General features: G+C 69.4%; 28 protein-coding genes. 18 read left to right on the forward strand and 10 right to left on the reverse strand.

What is annotated here, in order from left to right; translation table 11 throughout:
- Position 1 precedes the first annotated feature (1 nt).
- From AC1RAA_RS21385 to kdpE, 11 genes are all read left to right on the forward strand, one after another.
- A complete protein-coding gene (locus tag AC1RAA_RS21385; protein ID WP_447747874.1) occupies positions 2-349 on the forward strand; it encodes a hypothetical protein in 348 nt (115 codons plus the stop codon).
- Positions 350-535: 186 nt separating this feature from the next.
- Positions 536-1,186: a hypothetical protein gene (locus tag AC1RAA_RS21390; RefSeq protein WP_492730489.1), complete on the forward strand. Its 651-nt coding sequence runs from the start codon at positions 536-538 to the stop codon at positions 1,184-1,186.
- Between the two features lie 214 nt (positions 1,187-1,400).
- On the forward strand, positions 1,401-1,541 hold the full coding sequence (locus AC1RAA_RS21395) for a hypothetical protein (protein ID WP_167395072.1): 141 nt from the start codon (positions 1,401-1,403) through the stop codon (positions 1,539-1,541).
- Positions 1,538-1,636 (forward strand): K(+)-transporting ATPase subunit F, encoded by a 99-nt coding sequence (gene kdpF / locus AC1RAA_RS21400; protein ID WP_056576794.1) that lies wholly within the window; start codon positions 1,538-1,540, stop codon positions 1,634-1,636. The genes AC1RAA_RS21395 and kdpF overlap by 4 nt, the downstream gene beginning before the upstream one ends.
- Position 1,637: 1 nt before the next feature.
- A complete protein-coding gene (gene kdpA, locus AC1RAA_RS21405; protein ID WP_492730490.1) occupies positions 1,638-3,437 on the forward strand; it encodes a potassium-transporting ATPase subunit KdpA in 1,800 nt (599 codons plus the stop codon).
- A gap of 13 nt (positions 3,438-3,450) precedes the next feature.
- Positions 3,451-5,559: a potassium-transporting ATPase subunit KdpB gene (gene kdpB / locus AC1RAA_RS21410; protein ID WP_492730491.1), complete on the forward strand. Its 2,109-nt coding sequence runs from the start codon at positions 3,451-3,453 to the stop codon at positions 5,557-5,559.
- Positions 5,560-5,572: 13 nt separating this feature from the next.
- A complete protein-coding gene (kdpC, locus tag AC1RAA_RS21415; protein WP_492730493.1) occupies positions 5,573-6,166 on the forward strand; it encodes a potassium-transporting ATPase subunit KdpC in 594 nt (197 codons plus the stop codon).
- Positions 6,167-6,218: 52 nt separating this feature from the next.
- Complete coding sequence (locus AC1RAA_RS21420; protein ID WP_492683613.1) at positions 6,219-6,536, forward strand: hypothetical protein; 318 nt, start codon at positions 6,219-6,221, stop codon at positions 6,534-6,536.
- On the forward strand, positions 6,526-6,660 hold the full coding sequence (locus AC1RAA_RS21425) for a hypothetical protein (RefSeq protein ID WP_492730495.1): 135 nt from the start codon (positions 6,526-6,528) through the stop codon (positions 6,658-6,660). Before AC1RAA_RS21420 ends, AC1RAA_RS21425 begins: the two co-directional genes overlap by 11 nt.
- Positions 6,661-6,671: 11 nt before the next feature.
- Positions 6,672-9,416 (forward strand): DUF4118 domain-containing protein, encoded by a 2,745-nt coding sequence (locus AC1RAA_RS21430; RefSeq protein WP_492730497.1) that lies wholly within the window; start codon positions 6,672-6,674, stop codon positions 9,414-9,416.
- 8 nt (positions 9,417-9,424) lie between these two features.
- Positions 9,425-10,126, forward strand: a complete 702-nt coding sequence (gene kdpE / locus AC1RAA_RS21435; protein WP_062480698.1) for a two-component system response regulator KdpE — start codon at positions 9,425-9,427, stop codon at positions 10,124-10,126.
- A gap of 27 nt (positions 10,127-10,153) precedes the next feature.
- Here the strand turns inward: kdpE and AC1RAA_RS21440 are convergent, their stop codons facing one another.
- From AC1RAA_RS21440 to AC1RAA_RS21450, 3 genes are read right to left on the reverse strand one after another with little or no spacing between them, the layout of a single operon-like run.
- Complete coding sequence (locus AC1RAA_RS21440) at positions 10,154-11,320, reverse strand: acyl-CoA dehydrogenase family protein (RefSeq protein WP_492730499.1); 1,167 nt, start codon at positions 11,318-11,320, stop codon at positions 10,154-10,156.
- A 45-nt stretch (positions 11,321-11,365) separates the two neighbouring features.
- On the reverse strand, positions 11,366-12,136 hold the full coding sequence (locus tag AC1RAA_RS21445) for an enoyl-CoA hydratase/isomerase family protein (RefSeq protein WP_492730502.1): 771 nt from the start codon (positions 12,134-12,136) through the stop codon (positions 11,366-11,368).
- A complete protein-coding gene (locus AC1RAA_RS21450; protein WP_307637611.1) occupies positions 12,133-13,128 on the reverse strand; it encodes a Bug family tripartite tricarboxylate transporter substrate binding protein in 996 nt (331 codons plus the stop codon). Before AC1RAA_RS21450 ends, AC1RAA_RS21445 begins: the two co-directional genes overlap by 4 nt.
- A 100-nt stretch (positions 13,129-13,228) precedes the next feature.
- On the opposite strand from AC1RAA_RS21450, the gene AC1RAA_RS21455 reads away from it, so the two are divergent.
- Positions 13,229-14,464, forward strand: coding sequence for a CaiB/BaiF CoA transferase family protein (locus tag AC1RAA_RS21455; protein ID WP_492730505.1), 1,236 nt, complete (start codon positions 13,229-13,231; stop codon positions 14,462-14,464).
- Positions 14,465-14,475: 11 nt separating this feature from the next.
- Positions 14,476-15,162 carry a TetR/AcrR family transcriptional regulator gene (locus tag AC1RAA_RS21460; protein ID WP_159279552.1) on the forward strand — a complete coding sequence of 229 codons (687 nt, stop codon included), beginning with the start codon at positions 14,476-14,478 and terminating at the stop codon, positions 15,160-15,162.
- A 73-nt stretch (positions 15,163-15,235) separates the two neighbouring features.
- On the opposite strand, the gene AC1RAA_RS21465 is transcribed toward AC1RAA_RS21460, so the two are convergent.
- From AC1RAA_RS21465 to AC1RAA_RS21490, 6 genes are all read right to left on the reverse strand, one after another.
- A complete protein-coding gene (locus AC1RAA_RS21465) occupies positions 15,236-16,366 on the reverse strand; it encodes a zinc-binding dehydrogenase (protein ID WP_492730510.1) in 1,131 nt (376 codons plus the stop codon).
- Positions 16,367-16,455: 89 nt separating this feature from the next.
- The gene (locus AC1RAA_RS21470) at positions 16,456-16,995 is read right to left on the reverse strand and encodes a dual specificity protein phosphatase family protein (RefSeq protein ID WP_159274787.1); all 540 of its coding nucleotides are present in this window, start codon (positions 16,993-16,995) and stop codon (positions 16,456-16,458) included.
- Positions 16,992-17,492, reverse strand: coding sequence for a hypothetical protein (locus AC1RAA_RS21475; protein WP_492730512.1), 501 nt, complete (start codon positions 17,490-17,492; stop codon positions 16,992-16,994). The genes AC1RAA_RS21470 and AC1RAA_RS21475 overlap by 4 nt, the downstream gene beginning before the upstream one ends.
- Positions 17,489-18,631 carry an MGDG synthase family glycosyltransferase gene (locus AC1RAA_RS21480; protein WP_492730513.1) on the reverse strand — a complete coding sequence of 381 codons (1,143 nt, stop codon included), beginning with the start codon at positions 18,629-18,631 and terminating at the stop codon, positions 17,489-17,491. Before AC1RAA_RS21480 ends, AC1RAA_RS21475 begins: the two co-directional genes overlap by 4 nt.
- An 84-nt stretch (positions 18,632-18,715) precedes the next feature.
- A complete protein-coding gene (locus AC1RAA_RS21485) occupies positions 18,716-20,161 on the reverse strand; it encodes a nicotinate phosphoribosyltransferase (protein WP_492730514.1) in 1,446 nt (481 codons plus the stop codon).
- 65 nt (positions 20,162-20,226) lie between these two features.
- Complete coding sequence (locus AC1RAA_RS21490; RefSeq protein ID WP_070063035.1) at positions 20,227-21,303, reverse strand: bifunctional nicotinamide-nucleotide adenylyltransferase/Nudix hydroxylase; 1,077 nt, start codon at positions 21,301-21,303, stop codon at positions 20,227-20,229.
- A 163-nt stretch (positions 21,304-21,466) separates the two neighbouring features.
- On the opposite strand from AC1RAA_RS21490, the gene AC1RAA_RS21495 reads away from it, so the two are divergent.
- From AC1RAA_RS21495 to AC1RAA_RS21515, 5 genes are all read left to right on the forward strand, one after another.
- A complete protein-coding gene (locus tag AC1RAA_RS21495; protein WP_062480682.1) occupies positions 21,467-22,300 on the forward strand; it encodes a pseudouridine synthase in 834 nt (277 codons plus the stop codon).
- Positions 22,301-22,310: 10 nt separating this feature from the next.
- The gene (locus AC1RAA_RS21500; RefSeq protein WP_492730516.1) at positions 22,311-23,423 is read left to right on the forward strand and encodes a winged helix DNA-binding domain-containing protein; all 1,113 of its coding nucleotides are present in this window, start codon (positions 22,311-22,313) and stop codon (positions 23,421-23,423) included.
- Between the two features lie 87 nt (positions 23,424-23,510).
- Positions 23,511-24,167 (forward strand): response regulator, encoded by a 657-nt coding sequence (locus AC1RAA_RS21505; protein ID WP_062480678.1) that lies wholly within the window; start codon positions 23,511-23,513, stop codon positions 24,165-24,167.
- Positions 24,164-25,534 (forward strand): sensor histidine kinase, encoded by a 1,371-nt coding sequence (locus AC1RAA_RS21510; protein WP_492730518.1) that lies wholly within the window; start codon positions 24,164-24,166, stop codon positions 25,532-25,534. Before AC1RAA_RS21505 ends, AC1RAA_RS21510 begins: the two co-directional genes overlap by 4 nt.
- Before the next feature lie 140 nt (positions 25,535-25,674).
- Positions 25,675-26,013, forward strand: a complete 339-nt coding sequence (locus AC1RAA_RS21515; protein ID WP_095747098.1) for a hypothetical protein — start codon at positions 25,675-25,677, stop codon at positions 26,011-26,013.
- A gap of 22 nt (positions 26,014-26,035) precedes the next feature.
- Here the strand turns inward: AC1RAA_RS21515 and aqpZ are convergent, their stop codons facing one another.
- Complete coding sequence (gene aqpZ, locus AC1RAA_RS21520) at positions 26,036-26,740, reverse strand: aquaporin Z (protein ID WP_095747097.1); 705 nt, start codon at positions 26,738-26,740, stop codon at positions 26,036-26,038.
- Between the last annotated feature and the right edge of the window lie 7 nt (positions 26,741-26,747).

A 26,747-nucleotide genomic window follows, 5' to 3' on the forward strand; every position in this document is an offset into this window, starting at 1 on the left:
CATGGGCACCGCGCGGGTTCTTTCGCGCGGCAGCGTCGCGGCCCTTGGGGTCGCGGCGCTTCTCGTTGCGACGGGGTTGGCGGGATGCGGCAGCGCCCGCGAGACGCAGCAGATTCCCGTCACCGCGTTCCGCAACTACGGCGCGTCGCCGCTGCAGCACACCTTCTACATCGGCTCCGACGCGCGCTTCCACCGCTTCCAATGGTCCAACGGCAAGCAGGGCGGCACCTGGCTGATCGCGCGCGCCGAGATGGACATCGTCAACGAAAAATCAGCCGACGACCCGCGCGCCGCCCGCGCCGGCTACTTCCTGAGCCGGCGTGACGACGGGCGGTGGATGGCGCACTGAGCCTGTCGCTCGCCCGGAATCAGCGCTCCACGTCCATGACCACCGGGTCGTAGATGTCATAGACAGGGCCTCCGTCCGGGGTGTAGCGGAACTGAACCTGTGCGCTGTAGTGTCCGGGCGGCAGACATGCCCCCGACCCGATCGGCAGATAGCATGCGCGTTCATCCCCACCAACTTCGCCCCCGCATGACCCTCTCGACGAGAAACCTGAAGGCGCTTCCAGACATTCCGACGTTGAAGCGACTGACCCAGTCTCTTGCAATGCTCGACGCCATGCTCTCGCCGGAGTGGGAGTACCGGTACTACGCGTTCAACGCCGCGTGGTCGGATGAGGCGGCGATGGCATCGATGCGCAATGGTTCGGGCGATCATTGGTTTGCCATCTTCTGCCAGGCCGGCGCCGCGCTCCACGGGCTTGCGCACGAGGCTCCGGCATTCCGGCCGGGGACGCCATGGCCCGGAATCTTCGAACGACTGCCGGCAGAGTTCCGCACCAACCTGCTGGAAGAGCCGGCGTTCACAACCAGCGACAGCACCTTCTGTCTCTGGCGCCTGAGCAATGAAGAACGCTGGGCTTGCGGACCGGTCGAGCTTCCGCCGGGTGAGGATCCGGATGGCTCCGCCGAGTTGCTTGGCATCCTCGCCGGCCGACCCGAGCAGTACGTCGAATTCGCGTCCGACTACTACGAGCGCGACCTCGACCTGGGCGATGTCGAGGCGATCTATCGGCACCAACCGCTCAGCGACGCGCTCGTCCGGCGATTCAATCCCGACCTCGACATGGCGTCGCTCGGAAATGACATCGCCGAGATCGGGTATCCCCGGCAGGTGGACTGACAGGGCCGCGCCATCGGCAACAGCCTCGGCTGTTTGAATGGCCTCGGCTCCCTTGCTGGAGCTCGTCGAGACATTCGACGCGATGCACCAGGCGGGCCTCATCCTCTGCGTTGCCCGCGTTTTTACGCTTTCTTTACGGCCCCCCACTCACTCTTTCCCCCGGTTTTACGCACGCCTGCCGAGACTCCTTTCATCTTGTTTGCAGGAGTGATGAATGGACATCGTCTGGATGGGCGCCTTGCTGGCGCTGTGGGTCGTGGTGGCGGCCATGGTCGTCGGGCTGAACCGGCTCGAAGGGCCGCAAAAGCCGCACGCGGGCGTTGATGCAACGCGCACGCCGGGGGATGCATCGTGATCGGCCTCGAAGTCCTGTACGGCTTCGGCGCGCTGGTCGCCGTGGTCCTGTTCGCGTACCTGGTGTTCGCGCTGATCTGCGCCGAGGAGTTCTGACATGGAAACCTCGGCCTGGGTCTTGCTGGCCCTTTTTCTCGGCGTGCTGCTGGTGCTGGCCTGGCCGCTGGGCAAGCTGCTGGCCGCGCTGTGCGCCGAGCGCGTGCCGCGCTGGATGCAGCGCGTCGAAGCGCCGCTGTACCGCCTTGCGGGCACGCAGCCCGAGCAGTCGATGCACTGGCTGCGCTACGCGCTGGCGCTGCTGGCGTTCAACGCCATCGGTGCGATCTTTCTCTATGCCCTGCAGCGCCTGCAGGGCGGGCTGCCGTTCAATCCGGCCGGCATGGGCGCGGTGTCGCCCGACTCGGCCTTCAACACGGCGGTGAGCTTTGTCGCCAACACCAACTGGCAGGGCTACGGCGGCGAGTCGACCATGAGCTACCTCACGCAGATGCTCGGCCTGGCGGTGCAGAACTTCCTGTCCGCCGCCACCGGCATCGCGGTCGCCTTCGCACTGGTGCGCGGCTTCGCGCGCCGCGGTGACGGCAAGGGCCTGGTCGGCAACTTCTGGGCCGACGTGACGCGCGTCACGCTGTGGGTGCTGCTGCCGATCTCGTTCGTGCTCGCGCTGTGCCTCGCAGGGCAGGGCGTGATCCAGAACTTCGACGCCTACAAGAGCGTGCAGACGATCGAAGCCACGGCCTTCCAGCAACCGAAGAACGGTCCCGATGGCCAGCCGCTGAAGGACGACAAGGGCGCCCCCGTGATGGAAGACGCCACCACACAGACGCAGACGCTCGCCATGGGCCCGGTCGCTTCGCAGGAAGCGATCAAGATGCTCGGCACCAACGGCGGCGGCTTCTTCAACGCCAACTCGGCGCACCCCTACGAGAACCCGACGGCGTTCAGCAACCTGCTGGAGATGCTGGCGATCTTCCTGATCCCGGCGGCGCTGTGCTTCGCCTTCGGCCGCGTGGTCGGCGACCTGCGCCAGGGCTGGGCCGTGCTCGCGGCGATGACGGTGCTGTTCGTGGTGGCCGTGCTGGCCGTCACGCCCGCCGAGCAGGCCGGCAACCCGCTGCTGGGCCCGCTGGGCGTGGACCAGATGGCGAGCGCGCTGCAAAGCGGCGGCAACATGGAAGGCAAGGAAGTGCGCTTCGGCATCGATGCCTCGGCCCTCTTCGCTGCCGTGACCACCGCCGCTTCGTGCGGCGCGGTGAACGCCATGCACGACTCGCTCACGCCCCTGGGCGGCATGGTGCCGCTGGTGCTGATGCAGCTGGGCGAGGTCGTCTTCGGCGGCGTCGGCAGCGGCCTGTACGGCATGCTGGTGTTCGCCATGCTCGCGGTGTTCATCGCGGGCCTGATGATCGGGCGCACGCCCGAGTACCTCGGCAAGAAGATCGAGGTGCGCGAGATGAAGCTGATCTCCATCGCCATCCTGGTCACGCCGGTGCTGGTGCTGGCGGGCACGGCGCTGGCGGTGAGCGCGGGCGCAGGCACCGCCGGCATCGCCAACCCCGGCGCGCACGGCTTCTCCGAGGTGCTGTATGCGCTGACCTCGGCCGCCAACAACAACGGCAGCGCCTTCGCGGGCCTGTCGGCCAACACACCGTTCTACAACGGCCTGCTCGGCCTGGCGATGTGGCTCGGGCGCTTCGCGATGATCGTGCCGGTGCTCGCCATCGCCGGCGCGCTGGCCGCCAAGAAGCGCCTGCCCGTCACCAGCGGCACGCTGCCCACGCACGGCCCGCTGTTCGTCTTCCTGCTGATCGGCACCGTGCTGCTGGTCGGCCTGCTCAACTACGTGCCGGCACTGGCCCTCGGCCCGATCGTCGAACACCTCGTGCTCTGGAAATAAGAAGGAGCGCACCATGACTGCCAAAACCAAAACCTCTCTTTCGCTGTTCGACGCGGCGCTCGTCAAGCCCGCACTCTGGGGCGCCTTCGCCAAGCTGAACCCGCGCACCCAGTGGCGCAACCCGGTGATGTTCATCGTCTACATCGGGAGCATCCTGACGACGCTGCTGTGGGTGCATGCACTGAGCTTTCCGGGCGACACCGGCATGCAGCCCGCCTTCGTGCTGGCCGTGACCATCTGGCTGTGGTTCACCGTGCTGTTCGCCAACTTCGCGGAAGCGCTGGCCGAAGGCCGCAGCAAGGCGCAGGCGGCCTCGCTGCGCGGCCTGCGCAAGGACACCTGGGCCAAGAAGTTGAAGGACCAGCAACAGCCGCACCACGGTGCGCCGTGGCTGCCGGAGCAGGCGCCCAACCTGCGCAAGGGCGACGTCGTGCTGGTGGAAGCCGGCGACGTGATCCCGCTCGATGGCGAAGTGATCGAAGGCGTGGCCTCGGTCGACGAGAGCGCCATCACCGGTGAATCGGCGCCCGTGGTGCGCGAGTCGGGCGGCGACTTCTCGGCCGTCACCGGCGGCACGCGCGTGCTGTCCGACTGGCTGGTGGTGCGCATCTCGGTGAACCCCGGCGAGTCGTTCCTGGACCGCATGATCGGCATGGTCGAGGCGGCCAAGCGCCACAAGACGCCGAACGAGATCGCGCTGACCATCCTGCTGGTCGCGCTGACCATCGTGTTCCTCATGGTCACCGTCACGCTGCTGCCGTTCTCGGTGTTCAGCGTCGAGGCGGCGGGCGCGGGCACCGTGGTGTCGCTCACCGCGCTGGTCGCGCTGCTCGTGTGCCTGATCCCGACCACCATCGGCGGCCTGCTCTCGGCCGTGGGCGTGGCCGGCATGAGCCGCATGATGCAGGCCAACGTGATCGCCACCTCGGGCCGCGCGGTGGAAGCCGCCGGCGACGTCGACGTGCTGCTGCTCGACAAGACCGGCACCATCACGCACGGCAACCGCCAGGCCAGCGCCTTCCTGCCCGCGCCCGGCGTGCCCAAGGGCCGCCTCGCACGCGCCGCCATGCTCGCCTCGCTGGCCGACGAAACGCCCGAAGGCCGCAGCATCGTCGAGCTCGCACGCCGCGACGGCCTGGAGGCCGCCTCCGTCGACGTGCTGCGCTATGTGCCCTTCACCGCACAGACCCGCATGAGCGGCGTCGACCTGCCGGCCGCGCCCAACAGCCTGGACACCGATGCCATCGTGCTGCGCAAGGGCGCGGTCGATGCGGTGCGCCGCCATGTCGAAGCACTGGGCGGCAGCGTGCCGGCCGAGATGCTGCGCGCCGCCGAAGAAACGGCACGCCGCGGCAGCACGCCGCTGGCCGTGGCCGAAGGCAACCGCGTGCTCGGCGTGGTCGAGCTCAAGGACATCGTCAAGACCGGCATCCGCGACCGCTTTGCCGAGCTGCGCCGCATGGGCATCAAGACCGTGATGATCACCGGCGACAACAAGCTCACGGCTGCCGCCATCGCGGCCGAGGCCGGCGTGGACGACTTCCTGGCCGAGGCCACGCCCGAGGACAAGCTCGCGCTGATCCGCAAGTACCAGGCCGAAGGCCGCCTCGTCGCGATGACCGGCGACGGCACCAACGACGCCCCCGCGCTCGCGCAGGCCGACGTGGCCGTGGCCATGGGCAGCGGCACGCAGGCCGCGAAGGAGGCCGGCAACATGGTCGACCTCGACTCCAACCCGACCAAGCTGCTCGAGGTGGTGGAGACCGGCAAGGCGCTGCTCATGACGCGCGGCTCGCTCACCACCTTCTCGATCGCGAACGACGTGGCGAAGTACTTCGCGATCATTCCGGCGATCTTCGTGTCGACCTACCCGCAGCTCGGCGCGCTCAACGTGATGCGCCTGGCCAGCCCGTCGTCGGCCATTTTGTCGGCGGTGATCTTCAACGCGCTCGTCATCGTGTTCCTGATTCCGCTGGCGCTCAAGGGCGTGCGCTACCGGCCCGTGGGCGCCGCTGCGCTGCTGCGCCGCAACCTCGCCATCTACGGCCTGGGCGGTTTGCTCGTTCCTTTCATCGGCATCAAGTTGATCGACTGGCTGCTGGTTGCAGTCCATCTGGTCTGAGGAGTTCTTCATCATGAAAAACAACAACGGCAGCATCGTTCGCCCCGCGCTCGTGCTCTTCGCACTGCTGAGCGCATTCACCGGCCTGCTCTACCCGGCGGCCGTCACCGGCGCCGCGCAGGCGCTGTTCCCCGCGCAGGCGGCGGGCAGCCTGGTGATGCGCGACGGCAAGCCCGTGGGCTCCGCGCTCATCGGCCAGAACTTCAGCGACCCGAAGCACTTCTGGGGCCGCCCGTCGGCCACCGCGCCGCAGCCCTACAACGCCAGCGCCTCGGGCGGTTCCAACCAGGGCCCGCTGAACCCCGCACTGGCCGACGCCGTGAAGGCACGCGTCGAAGCGCTGCGCGCGGCCGATCCGGGCAACACCGCGCCGGTGCCGGTGGACCTCGTCACGGCCTCGGCCAGCGGGCTCGACCCCGACATCAGCCCCGCCGCCGCCCACTACCAGGCCGCCCGCGTGGCGCGCGAACGCGGCATGGCGCCCGACCAGGTCAACGCGCTGATCGTGCAGAACACCCAGAAGCCGCTGTGGGGCGTGCTGGGCGAATCGCGCGTCAACGTGCTGGCGCTGAACCTGGCGTTCGATGCTTCTTCGACGGTGCGTTGAGGAGAAAACAACCATGGCCTATGCCGCCTACCGTGAACATCCTGTCGCCGTCGTGCGAAGTCCGATCGCGCCGCGCACGACGCAGTTCCACGTGCTCGACGTCACCGTCTGCTGCGCCGACGCGCTGCGCGTGCGCCGCAGCATTGCGGCCTGCGCCGAGGCCGGCGTGGTGCGCTGCGAGCCGCTGCTGCACGCCTGCAGCTCGCAGGAAAGCGACGCACCCTGCGTGCGCCTGATGATCCGCTTTCCGACCGCGCGCTATGCCGAGGTGCTGCACCGCCTCATCGAGTGCGTGCCGTCAGGTGAGATCGGCCGGCTCATGAGCTGGCGCGATCACCTCGCGCGCTGCGGCCTGCGCCATGGTCACTGACCTGCTGCACGCGCTGCTGGCCATGGCGGCGCTGTTCGTGCCGCTGGGCTTCGCCTGGTGGGTGCTGTCGCGCACCGCGCGCCGACACCCACGGCGACGCAAGAACGGGCCGCCGATGCGCTAACCTGAGAAGCCATGCCCGAGACCCGCCCCGACCCCGACGCCCTGCTCGCGCAACTGCGCAGCGACGAGGCGCGCGCGCTGCGCGGCAAGCTGCGCATCTACTTCGGCGCCAGCGCGGGCGTGGGCAAGACCTGGGCCATGCTCAGCGCCGCCCGGCGCGAGCGCGAGGCCGGGCGCGACGTGCTCATCGGCGTGGTCGAAACCCACGGCCGCAGCGAGACCGCCGCGCTGCTCGCGGGGCTCGACACGCTGCCGCTGCGCGAGCTGCCCTACCGGGGCCGTACGCTCGCCGAGTTCGATCTCGATGCCGCCCTGGCGCGCAAGCCCGCGGTGCTGCTGGTCGACGAACTCGCCCACACGAACGCGCCCGGCTCGCGCCACGCCAAGCGCTGGCAGGACGTGCAGGAGCTGCTGGCCGCCGGCATCGAGGTGTGGTCGGCACTCAACGTGCAGCACCTGGAAAGCCTCAACGGCACCGTGGGCGCCATCACCGGCGTGCGCGTGCACGAGACCGTGCCCGACACCGTGCTCGACGAGGCCGACGAGGTGGTGCTGGTCGACGTCACGCCCGACGAACTCACGGCGCGGCTCGCGGCCGGCAAGGTCTACCTGCCGCAACAGGCCGAGCGCGCCGCACAGAACTTCTTCCGCAAGGGCAACCTGATCGCGCTGCGCGAGATCGCCCTGCGCCGTACCGCCGAGCATGTCGAGGACGACGTGCGCGGCTGGCGCGTCGAACAGTCGGGCCCCGGCGGCAACGGGCAGGGCGGTGCGGCGCTGCAGGCCTGGAACACCTCGGGCGCGATCCTGGCCTGCGTCGGCCCCCACGAGGGCGCGGCGCAGACCGTGCGCACCGCCGCGCGGCTCGCGGGCCAGCTCAACGTGCGCTGGCATGCCGCGTACGTCGAGACGCCACGGCTGCAGCGCCTCGATGCCGCGCAGCGCGACCGCATCCTCGCCGTGCTCAAGCTGGCCGAGGAACTGGGCGCGGCCACGGCCGTGCTCACCGGCGCCGACGTGGCGGAGCAACTGTCCGAGCAGGCGCGGCGCCTCAACTGCGCGACGCTGGTCATCGGGCGCGCGGAGCCCGTGCGCGGCTGGCGGCGCTGGTGGGGTGCGTCCGCGGTGCCGCTGGCGCGCGCGCTGGCGCAGCGGGCGCCGGCGCTCGACATCCTCGAAGTGGGCCGCGCCGACAGCGCGCGCCGTCTGTCGCAGGCGACGCTGGTCGCCACGCAGGCCGACGACGACGATGAGCGCGCGCAGTCGCGCTGGCCCGGCTACGCCTGGGCCGCGGCCACCAGCATCGCGCTCACGCTGCTGTGCACGCCGCTGACGGGCGTGCTGGAGCTGTCCAATATCGTCATGCTGTTTTTGCTCGGCGTGGTGGGCGTGGCGATGCGCTTCGGGCGCGGGCCTTCGGCGCTCGCGGCCATGCTCAACGTGGCGGCCTTCGACTACTTCTTCGTCGCGCCGCGCCTGTCCTTCGCGGTCAGCGACGTGCAGTACCTGCTGACCTTTGCCGTGATGCTCGGCGTGGGCCTGCTGGTGGGCCAGCTCACGGCCGGGCTGCGCTTCGCGGCCGGCGTGTCGACCAGCCGCGAGCGCCGCGCGCGCTCACTGTTCGAGCTCACGCGCGAACTCTCGGCCGCGCTCGAAAGCACCCAGGTCGTCGCGCTCGGCGCTGCCGCCGTGCAGGCCCATTTCGGCGGCCATGCGCGCGTGCTGGTCACCGATGCGGCCGACCAGCTCGTGCCCCCCGCGGACCCGCCGCCCGGCTTCGACGCGCAGGTGGCCGACTGGGCCTTCCGCCACGGCCAGCCCGCCGGCCTGGCCACCGCCACGCTCGCCGCCCAGCCCTGGCACTACGTGCCGCTGCGCGCGCCGATGCGCGTGCGCGGCGTGCTCGCGCTGTGCCCGGCCCGCCCGCGCTGGCTGCTGATTCCCGAGCAGGCGCAGCAGCTGGACACGCTGGCGCGCCAGATCGCCATCGCGCTGGAGCGCGTGCACTACGTCGAAGTCGCGCAGCGCGCCGTGGTCGAGATGGAATCGGAGCGCCTGCGCAACGCGCTGCTCGGTGCCATCTCGCACGACGTGCGCACGCCGCTCACCGCGCTCATCGCACTGGCCGAGTCGCTGCAGACCCTGCCGACCGAAGAGCACGGCGAGGCCGCGCGCGCCATCGTCGCGCAGGCGCATGCCCTGCATGCGCTGGTCAGCAACCTGCTCGACATGGCGCGCCTCGAAAGCGGCGTGGCCGGCGGCGCGGTCAACCTGCGGCGCGACTGGCAGTCGGTCGAAGAGGTGGTGGGCGCCGCCATCCGCGCCGCCCGCCCCGCGCTGCGCGGCATGACCGTGCAGACCGCGTGGGACCCTGAGCTGCCGCTGGTCGAGTTCGACGCCGTGCTGATCGAGCGCGTGCTCGTCAACCTGCTGGAGAACGCCGCCAAGTACGGCGCCGCACCCATCGAGGTCGGCGCGCGCGCCGAGCCGACCGCGCTGGTGCTCACCGTGCGCGACCATGGCCCCGGCCTGCCTGCCGCGCTGCACGGCCGTGAGCAGACCCTGTTCGACAAGTTCACGCGCGGCGAAGCCGAATCCGCCACGCCTGGCGTCGGCCTCGGCCTGGCCATCTGCCGCGCCGTGGTGAGCGCCCATGGCGGCGAGATCAGCGCGGCGAATGCGCGCGACGGCGGTGCAGAATTCACCGTCACCTTGCCGCGCCGCGAGCCCCCCGAACCCGCTGAAGCCCAGCTCTGAAACCCGCCATGCCATCCCCCACCGCCATCGTGATCGAAGACGAGCCGCAGATCCGCCGCTTCGTGCGTGGCGCGCTCGAGGCCGAAGGCTGGCAGGTGCACGAGGCCGGCACCCTGCGCGACGGCCTGGCGGCCGCCGGCACGCGGCAACCCGACCTGCTGGTGCTCGACCTGGGCCTGCCCGACGGCGACGGCGTGTCGCTGATCCGCGATGTGCGCGGCTGGTCGCAGGTGCCGATCATCGTGCTCTCGGCCCGCACCGACGAAGCCGACAAGATCGCCGCGCTCGACGCCGGCGCCGACGACTACCTCACCAAGCCCTTCGGCACCGGCGAACTGCTCGCCCGCGTGCGCGCCAACCTGCGCCGACCGCGCGCCGCCGGTGGCAACGGCGACGAGCCGGCCGCCGAGGCCGTGTTCCGCTTCGGCGAGATCGAACTGGACCGCGCCGCACGCATCGTGCGCCGCGCCGGCGCCGAGGTGCACCTCACGCCGACCGAGTACCGCCTGCTGTCGGTGCTGGTGGCCAACGCCGGCCGCGTGCTGACGCAGCGGCAGCTGCTGCGTGAGGTGTGGGGCCCGTCACACACGGACCAGAGCCACTACCTGCGCATCTACATGGGGCATCTGCGACAGAAGCTGGAGGCCGATCCGGCGCAGCCGAAGCATCTGTTGACGGAGACGGCGGTGGGGTACCGGCTGGTCGTCTAGGCATGGCCGGTGAGTGCCGGCCTCCCGTCAGCGCTTCAGGCCGAGCAGCTCGCGTGCAACCACCCAGCGGTGCACTTCGCTCGGACCTTCGTAGATCCGCATCAGGCGCGCTTCGTTGGCCATCTGATGCAGTGGCATTTCCTTGGTCATGCCCATGGCGCCGAACATCTGCATCGCGTGGTCGATCACTTTCCCCGCCATCTCGGTGGCGAACACCTTGGCCATGGAGACCTGGCTGCGCGCCTCGTCGCCACGATCGATGCGTGCGGCTGCTTCGTAGGTCATGAGTCGACAGGCGTGAATGCGCGTGGCCGCGTCGGCAATCCACCATTGCACCGTCTGGCGTTCGGCGAGCGAGGCGCCGAAGGTGCTGCGCTGCGGTGCGTACTCGCACATCATGTCGAGCGCGCGCTGGGCGCGGCCCACGCACCACGCGGCCATCTGCAGGCGCCGGCTCGACAGGCGCGCCTGCATCGGCGCAAACCCCTGGCCTTCCTGGCCGAGCAGGCGTGCATGCGGTACGCGACAGTCTTCGAGCAGCACCTCGTAGGTCGAGACGCCGCCGATCATGGGGATGCGACGCTCGACGCGAAAGCCCGGGGTGTTGCGGTCGACGATGAACGCCGAGATGGCTGGGCGCCCCACCTTGGTCTTGTCCGTGACGGCCATGACGATGGTCCAGTCCGCGCGCGCGGCGCGGCTGATCCAGATCTTGCGGCCATTGAGGACCCAGTCATCGCCGTCGCGCACGGCACGCGTCGACATGGCCGAAGGGTCGGCGCCCGCGCCGGGCTCCGAAATGGCGATGGCCGAAACCGTCTCTCCGCGTGCGTAAGGGGCCAGGTAGGCGGCGCGCTGCGCGTCGTTGGCGGCGGTCAGCAGCATCCGCAGGTTGGGCGAGTCGGGGGGTAGCTCGTAGGGCGTGATGGTCTTGCCGAATTCCTCGTTCACCCCGACCATCGCCACCACCGGCAGGTCGAGGCCCTCCATTTCGGCGGGCGCATCGAGGCCCCACAGGCCCCGGGCCTTCGACACGGTGTCCAGCCGCGCGTGCTCATCGGCCGACAGCTCCCAGGGTTCGCCGGCAGCCTCCCGTTTCAGCAGGGCCGGTTCCAGCGGCAGCAGGTCTTCGCGCACGAAGCTGGCGACAAGCTCCTTGAGCGTCTGGTGTTCGGGGTCGAGTTCGAAATTCATTCAGGTACTCCGTCGTTGTCTGTGCAAAGCTGATCGAGTGGTCGCTCAGCGACCGATGAAGCGCGGCGTGCGGCGCTCGGCCATGGCCTTGATGCCTTCACGGAAGTCTTCGCTCAGGAATTGCACCTGTTGCTCGGCCAGCTCCCGTTGGTTGATTGCGCGCACGTCCTGCGCGCAGCCGGCGCGCAAGGTGGCGCGCGTGCTCTGTACCGCGAGCGGCGCCGACCCGGCGATCTCCTGGGCGAGCGCCTGGGCGCGCGCCAGCACCTCGTCGGCCATCACCAGCTCGTCGACCAGGCCGATGGCCAGCGCTTCGGTGCCGTCGATGCGGCGGCCCGTGTAGAACAACATCGAGGCCCGCTGCATGCCGATCAGGCGAGGCAATGTGTGGCTCAGGCCGAAGCCGGGGTGAAAGCCCAGCCGGTTGAAGTTGACGCTGAACCGCGCCTGCGCACAGCTCACGCGAAAGTCGGCCACCAGCGCAAGCCCGACGCCCGCGCCCACCGCTGCGCCTTGCACCGCCGCGACCAACGGCTTTCGAGCGTCGAAGAGCCGCATGGCATGGGTGTAGAAGTCGGCGGGGTCGACGGCCTGGCCGCCCGAGGGAACCGCCGAGAAGTCGGCGCCGGCACAGAACGACTTGCCTTCGGCCGCGAGCACGATGGCGCGGCAGCCTGCATCGTCGTCGAGTGCGGCCAGGCGGTCGGCCAGGTCGCGCATCGTGCCGGCATCGACAAAGTTGTGAGGGCCGCGCCGCAGGGTCAGCGTGACGACATGGGCGTCGCGGCTTTGGGAAATGGAGGGCGAATCGGTCATTGGAGTTCGATCCTTGCGGCCGCCGCGATGCGCTTCCAGACGGCGATCTGTTCGCGCTGGAAGTCGCGCAGCTCATCCTGGCCGCCTTTCATCGTGATCACGTTCTGCCTGGCGTAGAACTCTCGCGTCTCGGGCATGGCGAGGATCTTCACGAACATGTCCGACAGCTTGTCGACCACCGGCTTGGGCGTGTTGGCCGCCACGGCGACGCCCGTCCACGTGTCGGCGCTGAAGCCGCCGATGCCCTGTTCCTGCGCGGTGGGCACATCGGGCAGGCCGGCAAGGCGCTGGTCGGCCGCAATGGCGAGTGCGCGGATCTTGCCGCCGCGCAGCAACTCCATGGTGGCGGTGATGTCGGAAAAGCCCAGATCGGTCTGCCCGGAGAGGGTGGCGTTGACTGCATCGGGCGCGCCCTTGTAGGGCACGTTGAGCAGCTGGATGCCGGCCTTGTCGGCGAACAGTTCGCCCATGAGCTGGTAGGCGGCCGACCCCGATGCATAGGTGCGCTGCCCGGGCTTGGCGCGCGCCGCATCGATCAGGTCCTTGAGTGTCTTGTAGGGCGAGTTGGCCGGCACGATGAGCACGATGGGCGAGCGCATGAGCGTCGAGACCGGGGCCAGGTCCTTCACCGGGTCGTACGGCAGTTGCTTGAACAGCGCCACGTTGGTGGCCAGCGTCGAGTTGCTGCCCATCAGCAGGGTGTAGCCGTCGGCAGGCGCGGAGGTCACGGCCTTCACGGCGATGAAGCCGTTGGCGCCCGCGCGGTTCTCGACGATCACCGGCTGCCCCGCCAGCTCGCCCAGCTTTCGTGCGAAGAAGCGTGCGCCGACGTCGGTGCCGGAGCCGGGCGGAAAAGGCACGACGAAATGGATCGGCTTGGACGGATAGGTCGCGGCGGCCTGTTGTGGCTGGGCCTGCGCGAACGGTGCCGCGGCGGATGCCAGCGCGGCCGTGAACGCCGCGGCGCGCAGCATCTTCGACAAAGGGTTCATGAACGTGTCTCCTGTGGTGGAGGCCGGATTCTATGAAGTTACTTGTTGATCGACAAGCAAGTTGATAAGATGACCCTCACCACATCAGCAGAGAACCTTCATGGAAAAACGGCCCCCCACGACACCAGCGGCGAGCGGACCGCTCAAGGGCGTTCGCGTGCTCGACCTGACCTCGGTCGTGCTCGGACCCGTTGCCACGCAGATCCTGGGCGACTATGGCGCCGACGTCATCAAGGTCGAACCGATCGAAGGCGATCTGATGCGCGCCAACGGTGTGTCGCGCCACGCCGGCATGAGTTCGATCTTCCTGGCCATCAATCGCAACAAGCGCTCCCTGGCGGTCGACCTCAAGAGCGCCGAAGGCCGGCAGATCCTGCTCGAACTCGCGGCGGACGCCGATGTCTTCGTGCACAACATGCGCGTTCCCGCCATCGAACGCCTGGGCCTGGGCTACGACGCGCTGCGGGCGGTACGCCCCGACATCGTCTACTGCGCGGCCACCGGCTTCGGCCAGGACGGACCGGACCATGCCAAGCCGGCGTTCGACGACATCATTCAGGCCGCCAGCGGTGTCGCGGGGCTGATGTGGCAGTCCACGGGAACGGCCGACTACGTGCCCACGCTGATGGCCGACAAAACCACCGGCATCGTGGTCGTCAATGCGGTGCTTGCGGCGCTGTTCCATCGCGAGCGCACCGGAACCGGCCAGTACGTCGAAGTGCCCATGCTCGAGACGATGGTCGAGTTCACCATGGTGGAGCACATGGGCGGGCTCGCCTTCGATCCGCCGACCGCACCCGCGGGCTATGGGCGCGTGGTGAGCGGCGGGCGCAAGCCGGCACCGACGTCGGACGGCTACATCGCCATGCTGCCGTACAGCCCGCAGCAGTGGCTCGCGCTGTTCCGCCGCGTGGGACGGGAAGACCTGGCGGGTGCCTACGACCTGTCGGACCGGCACAAGCTCAACGCGAGCGTTCGCGAGCTCTATCGCGAGCTCCACAGCCTGACACCGACGCGCAGCACCGCCGAGTGGGTCGCGATCTGCGAAGAGCTCGACATTCCCGCCACGCAGATCTGGCGCATCGACGACCTGCCCGAGCACCCGCACCTGAAAGCGGTCGGCATGTTCCAGCCGATGGACCATCCCTCGGAAGGCGCCCTGCAGACCACGCGGCCGGCCACGCTGTTCGGCGCCACGCCGGCGCAGATCCGCAGCGGTGCGCCGCTGCTCGGGCAGCACTCGAACGAGATCCTCGGGGAGCTGGGCTATGCCGGCGACCGGATCGACCGGCTGCTCAGCGCCGGCGTGGTCAAGGATGCCGCATCGCGTCGTTAGACTTCGGGCCCATGAGGACCGCCGCCAAATCGCCGAACACCACGCTCCCTCGCCGAACGCAGATGGAGCGCCGCGCAGCCGCTGAGGCACGCCTGCTCGAAGCGGCCCGCGAGATCGTGTCGCGCAAGGGGTGGGTCGGGATGACGCTGGCCGAAGTGGGTGAGGCGGCCGGCTACAGCCGGGGCCTGGCGGCGCATCATTTCGGAAGCAAGCCTGCGCTGCTGCGTGCGCTGGCTGCCTACATCAACCAGAACTTCATGCACGAGCTCGAGCGCAGCCCACCGGCCGACGAGGGCATGGCATCGTTGCTTTCCTTCGTGGACGTGTACCTGGGGCGCGCCGATGGCGGATGGACCAACACCCGCGCCTTGCTGGTGCTGATGGCCGAGGCCACCACCGACGATTCCGAAACCGGCGAAAGCCTGGGGCGCTACAACCAGAGCGTGATCGACTTTCTGGCGTTGCACTTCCGGGCCGCCATCGCGGCAGGCGAAATGCGAAAGGGCGTCGATCCCGCCACGGCTGCCGTCATCGTGCTGGGGGCGCTGCGTGGCGTGATGCTGCAGGCGCTGTTGAAAGAATCGACGGTCGATTTGCGTGCGGTGCAAAAAGAGCTGTCGACGATGATTGTTCAAAGCTTCGCGCAAGACCCCGACGCATGGCAGGGGGCCCGCAGCCGCAATTCGCGGCCGAGGTGAGGGGCCGCGCCGGCTGAATCGAGTCGAACGCCGGGTTGCGGGCCGGGCCGATGGTCTTGCGCCCAGGCAGGTGTCAGCCCGCCAGCCCCTTGTTCGGATTCAGCAGGAATTTCTCGCCGGTCGCCTGCTTCCCATACACCCCGATCGCATCGAGTTGCAGCGCCTCGACCAGCGACACCTCCCGCGTGTAGTGGCTCGCAAACGTCGTCTTCAGCTCTGCCACCACGCGCGAACGCAGCCGCTGCGTGCCTTCATCGCCCAGCTTCTGCAGGAACGGGAACAGCAGCCAGCCGCCCATGCCCCAGGCCATGCCGAAGTTGCGCACGAACTCGGTCGGGCTGCGGTCCAGGCCGCCGTAGATGTAGACCTGCTTGTGCGTGGTCGAGCCATAGCGGCTGTATTCCTTGGCCGTGCGGTTCAGCGCTGCTTCCATGCAGCCGAGGATCTGGCCGGCCAGCTTGCCGCCGCCCGTGGCGTCGAAGGCCAGCGTGGCGCCGGTGGCGACCAGCGCGTCGGTCAGTTGTTCGAGGAAGTCCGGCGAACTCGCGTTGCAGACGTACTTCGCGCCGATGCTGCGCAGCAGCGCTTCCTGCTCGGGCTTGCGCACGATGTTGACGAGGTCGATGCCGTCCTTCTGGCAGATCTTGTTGAGCATCTGGCCCAGGTTGGACGCGGCCGCCGTGTGCACCAGCGCCTTGTGGCCTTCGCGCTTCATGGTCTCGACCATGCCCAGCGAGGTCAGCGGGTTCACGAAGCACGACGCACCCTCGGCCGGCGTGGTGCCCGCCGGCAGCTCGAGGCACATCGCCACGGGCACTGCGCGGTACTGCGAGTACATCGCGCCGCCGATGGCCGCCACGGTCTTGCCCAGCAGCGCCTGCGCAGCCGGCGACGAACCGGCCTTGACCACCACGCCCGCGCCTTCGTTGCCCACGGGCATCGACTGGTCGAGCCGCGCCGCCATCGAGGCGCGCGCGCGTTCAGGCACCGTGGCGGTGACGACGGGGCGGTCGGCGGTGCCGGAGGCCACGGCGGTGCTCATGTCGGCGGCGCCGAAGAGCAGGCCCAGGTCCGACGGGTTCATCGGCGAGGCCTCGACGCGGATCACCACCTCGTGGGCCTGCGGTTCGGGCATCGGGTCGTCGTGCAGGGAGAGTTCGAGTTCGCCGTTGGAACGGACGAGGGAGCGCAGTTGGAGTGCCATGGGAAAGCCCCTGTGAAAGGTCGTTCGGAGATGGCCATCGGCCACGGGGCGGCCAGTATAGGAGCGGGTGCGCGCGCCTGCTGGCGCCTTCAAGACACCATGGGGATCACCGGGGCATGGGCCAGCGCGTGGCGCATCCGCAGCGGATCGAGCCGCTCGATGTAGCGCGGAATGTTGCGCCACAGCGTGTGGTATCCATAGCCGCCGCGCAGCATCTCCTGGCGCGCGCTGTCCTTGTCCCAGTCCTGCACGGCCATGCGGTAGACGGCCGCCACCACGCCCGTGCGGTCGGCGCCGTGCATGCAGTGGATGAGCACCGGCCCCTGCTTTTCGGCCTCGCGCATCGCGACCAGCGCGCGCAGCACCTTGGCATCGTCGATCGACCAGGTGTTGATCGGCACGCGCACCAGCCGGATGCCGCTGCCGGCAAACACCTTCCGGTCGTCGTTGAAGGAACGCAGGCTCACGACGGTGCGGATGCCCAGCGACTGCAGCGCCGCCACGTTGGCGCGGCGCGGTTGCGCGCTGCGGTACAGCGTGGGCGTGATGCGGTGCAGGTTCTCGACCTGCAGGGCGTCGAGCGGATCGGCCCAGTGGCCGGGGCGCAGGTCGGCGGTGTCTTGCTTCATCGTGCGCGGCGCGGCCAGTGGCGACGCACCAGGATCAGCAGCGCCACCGCGAGCCCGCCCCAGTAGTCGACCGGCGCGCCCCACAGCCAGTGCTTGTGCCAGAAGGCCTTCACAGGGTTGAAGTTCTCGAAGCCGAAGGCCGGGTTGATGAGAAACCACAGGAAGTCTTCGCAGACCCAGAACACGATCAGCCCCGCGAGCGCCAGCCCCCAGTCGCGCAGCGTCCAGCGCCCCTGGAAGGCCAGCGGCGAGAAGAACACGAGCATCATGAAGGTGAACACCCAGGCGTGGTACCCCGTCATCGCGCGCCCGCCCCAGAACAGGTCGAGCCAGATGCTGTTCTCGATGCGCCACGTGGGCAGCGAGGTGGCCCAGCCAGCGCCGCCTTCGATCTGGATCTCGGCGTTGGCGAAGAAGAACGCCATCGTCACGACCCACGCGAGGTAGACCAGCGTGCGGCCGATGCCGGGCCGCGGCTCCACGGCTGCGCCGCTCATGCGCCGAGACCCAGCACGCGCTGCAGCACCGCACGCGCGGCCTGCGGCTTGCCCAGGGCGCGGCTGCGCGCGGCCATGGCCGCGAGCTTGGCGGGGTCGGTCATGAGGCGCGCCACTTTGTAGTCCAGGCCGATGGCGTCGTACGCCAGCCAGGCGGCGCTTTCTTCCATGAGGAAGCCGGCGTTGTGTTCTTCCTGTCCCGGAATCGGCGAGATCAGCAGCATCGGCTTGCCCAGCGCCAGGCACTCCGACACCGTGAGGCCGCCAGGCTTGGTCACGACCAGGTCGGCTGCGGCCATCATCTTGTGCATCTCGTTCGTGAAGCCGACGGCCACCACGCGGCCCGGATGGCGCTGCGACAGCGCCTCGAGCCGCGCATGGGCATCAGAGTTACGGCCGGCCACCGCGATGACCTGGAAGGGCGTGTCGCCGCCCAGTGCCAGCACGCGCTCGACCATGCTGGGCAGGTCGCCCACGCCGGCACCGCCCGAGGCCATCAGCAGCACCGGGCGCGCGGGGTCCAGGCCCAGCGCACTGGCGCAGGCCGCGTGCGCGAGTTCCGGCGCATCGGGCTCGGAAAAGGCCGGCATCACCGGAATGCCCGTGACATGCACGCGCTCGGGCGGAATGCCGCGCGCGCGCAGCCGGAAGGCGACTTCTTCCGTCGCCGCGAGGTAGCCCGTCATGCCCGGCACCAGCCACATGTTGTGCAGGTCGTAGTCGGTGATCTGCAGCCACACGGGGCACTCGATGCGGCCCCGGTTGCGCTCGCGCATCAGCAGTTCGGCTGGCAGGAAGTGGGTGCAGATCACGGCGTCGGGCTTGGCGCGGCGGATCTCGCGCACCAGCGCCCCGGTGCTCAGGCGCTCGATGCCGCGGCGCAGCCGCTGCGAGGGCGCGTGGTGCGGCGTGACGTCGGTGCGCTGGTGCAGGTACGACCACAGCTCGGGCGCGCGGTTCACCAGCTGCAGATACCAGTCGGTGTACACCTTGCGAAAGCCCGCCGGCACGTGGGCCATGGCGTCGACATGCACCGCGGTGTGCGGCGCGAACGACTGGGCGAGGGTGGCTTCGAGCGCCTGGGCGGCGCGCACATGGCCGTTGCCGGCGCTCACACTGAGGATCAGGAGTTTGGTCATGGATTCGGCGGTCTGGTCGCCGGATTATGGACATGCCATGTGGCACGGCCGATGCACACGCGCCGTGCTGGAAGGATCACCGCATCAGAGCGGCGCCCGCGACGTGACGAGCTGATTCACGCCGGCGGCCGCCCGCTCGCGAATCGCCTCGAAGGTGGTGTTCGCGACGATGCGTCCGTTCTCGAACACCGTTTGCAGCAGATCGACCTGGCCGCTCGCCAACGCTTCTTCGCGCAGCGTCTGTACTTCGCCGCGCGCGTTGCGCACCAGCGCGAGCCGCCCCTTCTTCGAGGCCTTGTTCACATCGCCCACCGGCGACTTGTAGACATCGCGCCACTCGCCGTTCACCTGCATCGCCGAGCACTTCATCGCCCATTGCATGGTGTCGCGGTTGACCTGCTGCAGCAGGCCGCCGCCCATGCCGAAGGAGATGTTCTCGGTCGAGAGGCCGTTGTGGAAGAAGTTCGAGAGGCACAGCCGCAGCGAGTCGAGGTTCACGCCGTCGCCCTGGATGATGCGCACGTTGTTCAGCACGCGAAACCCCTTGGCATTCGTCGTGGTGCCGAAGCGCTCGGCCAGGATCTGCGCCACCTTGAGCGTGGTTTCGGCCGGGTCGCCCGAGTCGGGCCGCACCACCAGCGTCGCGCCCGAGGCCACCACCTTGGCCTTGAGCTCGTCGCCCCAGATGCGCGCGCAGGCGTTGAATATGTCGTAGCTGTCGCTCACCACGGCGAAGGTCGTGCCGGGCTTGGCGAACTGGTCGACCATGTTGCTGTACGCGTCGGACTCATGGTCGCGGCCCCAGCCCGTGATGGTGCTGTGCTCGGCCGCGGGGATCGAGAAGCCCGCCACGTCGCAGTCGTAGTAACGACGCGCCGCCACCAAGGCCGCCAGCGTGTCGGTGCCCATGAAGTTGACCAGGTGGGCCATGCCGCCGAGTGCCGCCGACTCCAGGCTCGACACGCCGCGCGCGCCGAAGTCGTGCAGCCTGAACGCGATCTGGCCTTGCGGGTCGTCGCAGGTCGCTTCGAGGTAGCGCAGCAGCGTGGTGCGTGCGGCGGCCGAGAGCGTGGCCACCGTGGTCGGATACCAGATGGCGCGCAGCAATTCGGTTTCGAGAAAGCTCGTGACCCAGAAGAATTCGGGGTCGGTGTTCTCGATGGTCGCGAGCACGTTGTGCATCGGCAGCACGCTGCCCTCGGGGACCGCGCGGATGCGCACGGGCATCAGTCCGTCGTGCTTCTCGATCAGCCGCAGCCACCCTTCGCGGTTGAAGGGTTCGCCGTGCACGGCCATCATCGCAGCGGCCTCCTCGACGTCGCTGCGCGTCACCGGCGTCTGCAGGTACTCGCGCAGGTACGCCTGCAGGCCGAAGAACAGCGAATGGCTGAAGAGCCCACCACGCGATTCGATGTAGCTGTGCACGGTCTGCGTACCGGGCGGGTACTGCATCCAGTGCGACACCTTGTAGGAGTCGGTGCGCAGCAACAGGTTGTTGCCCAGGGGCGAGGAGGTGAGGTTGCGGTTCATGTGAAAGCTCCTTTCACGTGGGCCCCGTCAACCGGAGCCCGTTCTTGCTGACAAAGCCTGGTCGTTCAGTTCTTGCCCAGGCCACCCAAAAAATGGTTTGCGATGAAGTAGTGGTCCTCGTAGATGCGGTCCGGCATCCCGAGGAACTCGGCGATCGGCACCCACCGCACGGCGGCCGCGTCGTCGTCGGCACGCACATCCGACAGGCCCGTCCACTGGTTGTGGGCCAGCTCGAAGAAGAAGCCGTGCGTGATCGTGCGGCCGCGCTGCGAGCGGTCGGGCGCATCGAACACATGGCTGGCCTTCATGCTGCCGTTGAGCACGGGCACGGGCACCTTGAGGCGGGTTTCTTCCTTCAGCTCGCGGATGGCCGCGTCCTGCAGCCGCTCGTGCTGGCCGACGAAGCCGCCGGGCAGCGCCCACGTGCCCTTGCCGGGATGGAACTTGCGCTGCACCAGGAGGATGTGGCCCGCCTCGACCACGATGGCATCGACCGTGGTGTAGATCGGCGGAAAGTCGCTGCCCGCATAGCGGTACTTGTCGCGGTAGTCGACGAGGAAGGCGCGTTCGTCGCAGAGCTCGGCATAGTCGGCGGTGCCGGTGAACTTGTCGAGGAAGGCGGCGGTGCCGTCGGGCAGGTCGGCCCGTGCGAGCTGGCCTCGGTTCTCGGGGTCGAAATAGAGGTTGCGCACGTCGGTGGCGTTGAGGCTTTCCACGCTGTGCTGGCCCACGAACTCCCAGTGCGGGAAGAGCTTGAGGTAGTAGCTGGAGCTGTCCTTCAGGTGTCCCACCAGCGCGACCTTGGCCTGCGCCGCGGGCACATGGCCATCCTGCTGGATCAGCCGCTCGACGGCAGACTGGATCGACGCGATCCAGATCTGGTCGTTGTAGGGCGAGTCGCCGACGCCGACGACGCTCACGCGCATCTGCTCGGTGCCGCGCAGGCACGCACGCACCATGCGCTCGCGTTCATCGAAGGTGAAGGGGTCTTTGACGCTGCGGGGCTTGCGGTCGGAGCCGACCACCACGATGACCCGATCGGCGGCGCGAAGGCCTTCTTCGATGAGTCGCTGGTGACCGAAATGAACGGGCTGGAAACGCCCGATGACGATGGCGTACTGAAACTTGCGTGTGTTTGGCATGCTCACTTGGGAATCCCCCAAAAAGGGCGCAATCAACTTGCGCCTGGATTCAGGATAGCACCGGTCCGACGCATCGATCAAGTGTTCCTGGCCCCACGGGGCAGGCGGCCGATGGCAAACGGCCAGATACTCGCAGGGCGCATTTGCTAGGATTTGCCCCCCCATGACCGAGCCCTCCACCTCTCCCCACGCGCCCGTGCGCCTCAACAAACGCATGGCCGAACTCGGCCTGTGCTCGCGCCGCGAGGCGGACGACTGGATCGCGCAGGGCTGGGTGCGCGTCAACGGCAAGCCCGCCGAGATGGGCGTGAAGGTCACGCCCAACGACCGCATCGAGGTCGACAAGGCCGCCAAGGGCCAGCAGGCGAACCAGGTCACGATCCTCATCAACAAGCCCATCGGCTACGTGAGCGGGCAGGCCGAAGACGGCCACGAGCCGGCGGTCACGCTGTTCACGCCGCAGAACCGCTGGTCGGAAGACAACGCGCGCTTCTTCTTCGGCCCGCAGCAGCTGCGTGGCCTGGCGCCCTGCGGGCGGCTGGACATCGACTCCACCGGCCTGCTCGTGATGACGCAAGACGGCCGCATCGCGCGTCAGCTCATCGGCGAAGACTCGACGATGGACAAGGAATACCTCGTGCGCGTGGCCTACCACGGCCTGGACCAGCCCGCGCCCACCGGCCAGCTGGTGCGCCTGGACGACGACGACCCGGTCACCACCAACGTGCAGGCGGTGTTTCCGCCGGCCATGCTCGCCCGCCTGCGCCATGGCCTGAGCCTGGACGGCCAGGCGCTCAAGCCGGCGCGCGTGGAGTGGCAGAACCCCGAGCAGCTGCGCTTCGTGCTCACCGAAGGCAAGAAGCGCCAGATCCGCCGCATGTGCGAGCTGGTCGGCCTCAAGGTGGTGGGGCTGAAGCGCGTGCGCATCGGCAAGGTGATGCTCGGCAACCTGCCGGTGGGGCAGTGGCGCTACCTGGCGCCGCACGAGAAATTCTGACGACCTGCCCATGGCCGCGGTGCTGAGCCGTCGCGCGCTGAACCGGGCCACGCTGGCGCGGCAGATGCTGCTGGCGCGGCGCAAGGCGAGCGTCGTGCAGGCCGTCGAGAAGCTGGCCGGGCTGCAGGCGCAGGCGCCCAACCCGCCCTACATCGGCCTGTGGAGCCGGCTCGAAGGCTTTCACCGCGCGCAGCTGACCGATGCGCTGAAAAGCCGCCGCATCGTGCGCATGTCGACGCTGCGCGCCACCCTGCACCTGATGACCGCCGCGGACGCGTGGGCCTGGCGGCCGTTGCTCGAGCCCGTGCACCAGCGCGGCCTGTCGGGCCTGCATGCGCGGGCCCTTGAAGGCGTCGACCGCGCGGCCGTGGTGAAGGCGGGCCGTGCACTGCTGGACGACGGGCCGCTCACCGGCACGGCCCTCGGCCAGGCGCTCGCGGCGCGCTGGAAAGACCACGCGCCGGCCTCGCTCGCCGCGCTCATCCGCAACAACGTGCCGCTGGTCCACCTGCCGCCCGCGGGCAGCTGGAACTCGCACCAGAACGCGCTGCTGCAGCCGCTCGGCGCATGGCTCGGTGAGCCCGCCACCCGCATCGCCACCGCCACGCAGGACGACCTGCTCCTGCGCTACCTCGCCGCCTTCGGCCCCGCGACGCTGGCCGATGCCGGCGCGTGGTCGGGCCTCACGGGCTGGAAGGCCGTGGCCGATCGATTGAGGCCGCAGCTGCGCGTGTTCACCGGCGATGAGGGCCAGGAGCTCTTCGACCTGCCGCGCGCGCCGCGCCCCGACCCCGACACGCCCGCGCCGCCGCGCCTGGTCGCCGAATGGGACAACCTGCTGCTCTCGCACGCCGACCGCCGCCGCGTGCTCGACGAGGCGCACCGCGCGCGCGTCTTCACCATCAACGGCATCGTGCGCGGCACGGTGCTGCTCGACGGCTTCGTGGCGGGCACCTGGAAGATCGAGCGCGCGACGCAGGCGGCGACCGTGGTGCTGGAACCCTTCACGCGCTGGTCCGCGGCCGACCGGCGCGGCGTGGAGGAAGAGGCGCTGCGCCTGCTGGCCTTTGCCACGGACGCAGAGGACGAGCAGCACGCCGTTCGTGTCCTAAGCCCCGCCTAAGTCTTCGCGCCTACGCTGCGCCGAGGCGCAGGGCCCCTGACGATCATCCCGGTCGCGTGCTACCTTGCGCGCAAAGGAGTCGCCGCGATGCGCGTGCTGCTGGTGGAAGACGACGAAATGATCGGGCGCAGCCTGAAGCAGGCGCTCGAGGGTGCGGGCTGGTCGGCCGACTGGGTGCGCGACGGCGAGCTGGCGCACAGCGCGCTCGGCGACGGCGGCTACACCTGCGTGCTGCTCGACCTGGGCTTGCCCCGCCAGGACGGCACCGAGGTGCTGCGTCGCGCGCGCGAACGCGGCGATGCCACGCCCGTGCTGGTGCTCACTGCGCGCGACGGCCTGGACGACCGCATCCACAGCCTCGACCTCGGCGCCGACGACTACCTGCTCAAGCCCTTCGAGTTTCGCGAGCTGCTCGCGCGCATGCGCGCCGTGGTGCGCCGCCGCGACGGCGCCGCGCATTCGCTGATCGGCACCGCCGCGCTGCAGCTGGACCTCACGACGCGCGAGGTGGCGGTGAACGGTGTGCGCGAAGCACTCACCGCGCGCGAGTTCGCGCTGCTGCATGCGCTGCTGGAGCGGCCCGGCGCCATCCTCTCGCGCGAGCAGCTCGAAAACCGCATCTACGGCTGGGGCGACGAAGTGACCAGCAACGCCATCGACGTGCTGATCCACGGCATGCGCCGCAAGCTCGGCGCCGACGCGATCCGCAACGTGCGCGGGCTGGGCTGGCGAGTGGCGGCATGACCGGTGCCGTCCGCCGCTGGTGGCGCCCGCGTTCGCTGCGCACCCAGCTGCTGCTGTGGCTGGTCACGCTGCATGTGGTGGCGGCGGTGCTCACGGCGTGGTTCTCCTTCCTGGCCTACGGCAACCTCGTGCACAACGCACTCGACGACCAGATGCGGCTGGTGGCCGAGTCGTACGCGGGCAACGACCCGCCCAAGACCCCGCGCGCGATGGACGGCGAAGCGGCCTTCTCGCGCGGCGCCTTCGTGGTGCAGATCTGGAACGCCGACGGCGCCACCTTGCGCGCGAGTTCGTGGCCCGCGCTGTCGGTGCCGCTGCAGCCCGGCAGCGGCTTCAGCGACGTGCACGCCGAAGGGCCCGCGCATTCGCGCTGGCGCGTGTTCACGGCCGAGCCCGCGCCGCATGCCGGCGCGCCGCGCGTGCAGGTGCTGCAGAACGAGGACTACCGCCATCGCCGCGCGCTGCGCCGCGCCCTGCTCGAAGGCCTGCCGATCGCGCTGCTGCTGCCGGCGGCGTTGCTGGTGCTGTGGCTCATCGTGTCGGCCGCCTCGCGCTCGCTGCGCAGCGTGGCGCGCGACGTGGCCTCGCAGGACGAGCGCCGCCCCACTGAGCTGTCGCTGGCGCGCGTGCCCGACGAGATCGCGCCGCTGGTGGGCGCCTTCAACCACCTGCTGTCACGCGTGCGCAGCGCCTTCGCCACGCAGCGGCGCTTCGTGCAGGACGCGGCGCACGAGCTGCGCACGCCGATGGCCGCCATCGGCCTGCAGATCGAGAACCTGCGCGCGCACGTGCCGGCCGGCGAAGCCACAGAGCGCTTCAACCAGCTCGAGGCCGGCGTGACGCGCGCGCAGCACCTCATCGAGCAGCTGCTGCAGCTGTCGCGGCAGGACGCGCCGCCGTCGGATGCGCCGGGCGAGCGGGTCGACATCGAGGCGCTGCTGCGCGAGAGCCTGGGCCAGCGCATGGTGCTGGCCGACGCGCGGCGCATCGACGTGGGCTTCGAAGGTCTGACCGGTGCGGTGGTGACCGCGCCTGCGTCCGAACTGCGCAGCGTGTTCGACAACCTGATCGACAACGCGCTGCGCTACGCGCCCGAAGGCGGGGTGGTCGATGTGCGGTTGTATCGGGTCGACGGGCAGGCGGTGGTCGACGTGCTCGACAACGGGCCGGGCATTCCGTCGGCCGAACTGGAGCGCGTGTTCGACCGCTTCTTTCGCGTGCCGGGCGCGGCGGCGGGCGGCAGCGGGCTGGGTCTGGCGATCGCGCGCACGGCGGCCGAGCGGCATGGCCTGCGCATCGAGCTGCGCAACAGGGACGACGGGCCGGGGCTGAGGGCGCGGGTGCTGCTGCCGATGCAGCCGACGTAGCCGTTGCGGTGCTCACTCCCGGCTCATTCTTCGCTCACGCTGGCCTCAGTCAGGCTGCCTAGAGTGGCTGCAGGTCCTGCTGCGCGCGGTCCGCGCGACGGCACCGGACCGGAGACAACCTGCCCTCAGGAGAACACACCATGCGCACTTCGTTCCAACTTCTTGCCGTTGCTTCCTTCGCCGCGTTCGCGGCGCTGGGCACGGTCAATGCCTCCGCCGAAACCACCGACGGTTCGGACTTCCACCCGCTGCAATTGAATTCGCCGGAGAACCCGGAGGTGCAGGCCGGCGCGATGGCGGCGGCACGTCCGAGCGGCACGGAGCCCATCGGGCAGTCGACGTCGGCGCCGGCGATCAGTGGGATGACGCCGGTGTCCGACATCCAGGCCGGCGCCTATGCGGCCTCGCACCCGACGGGCACCGAGCCCATCGGGCAATCGACTTCACTGCCGATGGTGAAGTCGGGCAGCGGAAGCTGAGCTAGCCTCCGCTGCGGAAAGCTCAGTCGTCGTTGCTGCTGAGCAGTGCGCGGTAGATCACCGCGCCGATGATCGCGCCCACGATCGGGGCGACCCAGAACAGCCACAGTTCCGACACCGCGTACGACGGGCCGAACAGGGCCGGGCCGGTGCTGCGCGCCGGGTTCACCGAGGTGTTGGTCACGGGGATCGACACCAGGTGGATCAGCGTCAGGCACAGGCCGATGGCCATGCCCGCGAAGCCGGCCGCCGCGCGCTTGGCGGTGGCACCCAGGATCACGATCAGGAACACGGCGGTCATCACCACTTCGCTGATGAGGGCGGCCGTCATGCCGTACTTGCCGGGCGAGTGCTCGCCGTAGCCGTTGGTGGCAAAGCCGCCGATGTCCGCACCCGGCTTGCCGGTGGCGATCAGGTACAGCACGCCGGCTGCGGCGATGGCGCCCAGCACCTGCGACACGATGTAGCCCGGCAGCTGCCCGGCCTTGAAGCGGCCTGCGGCTGCGAGGCCGATCGACACGGCCGGGTTGAAGTGGCCGCCCGAGATCGGACCGAGCGCATAGGCGCCCGTGACCACGGTCAAACCGAAGGCCAGCGAGACGCCGAGCAGGCCGATGCCGACGCCCGGAAAGGCCGCGGCCAGAACTGCGCTTCCGCAGCCTCCGAGCGTGAGCCAGAAAGTACCAATGAATTCTGCAGACCACTTTTTGTAGGTACTGTGTTCCATAACGCTC

The organism is Variovorax sp. GW823-FHT04F07, assembly GCF_058795995.1.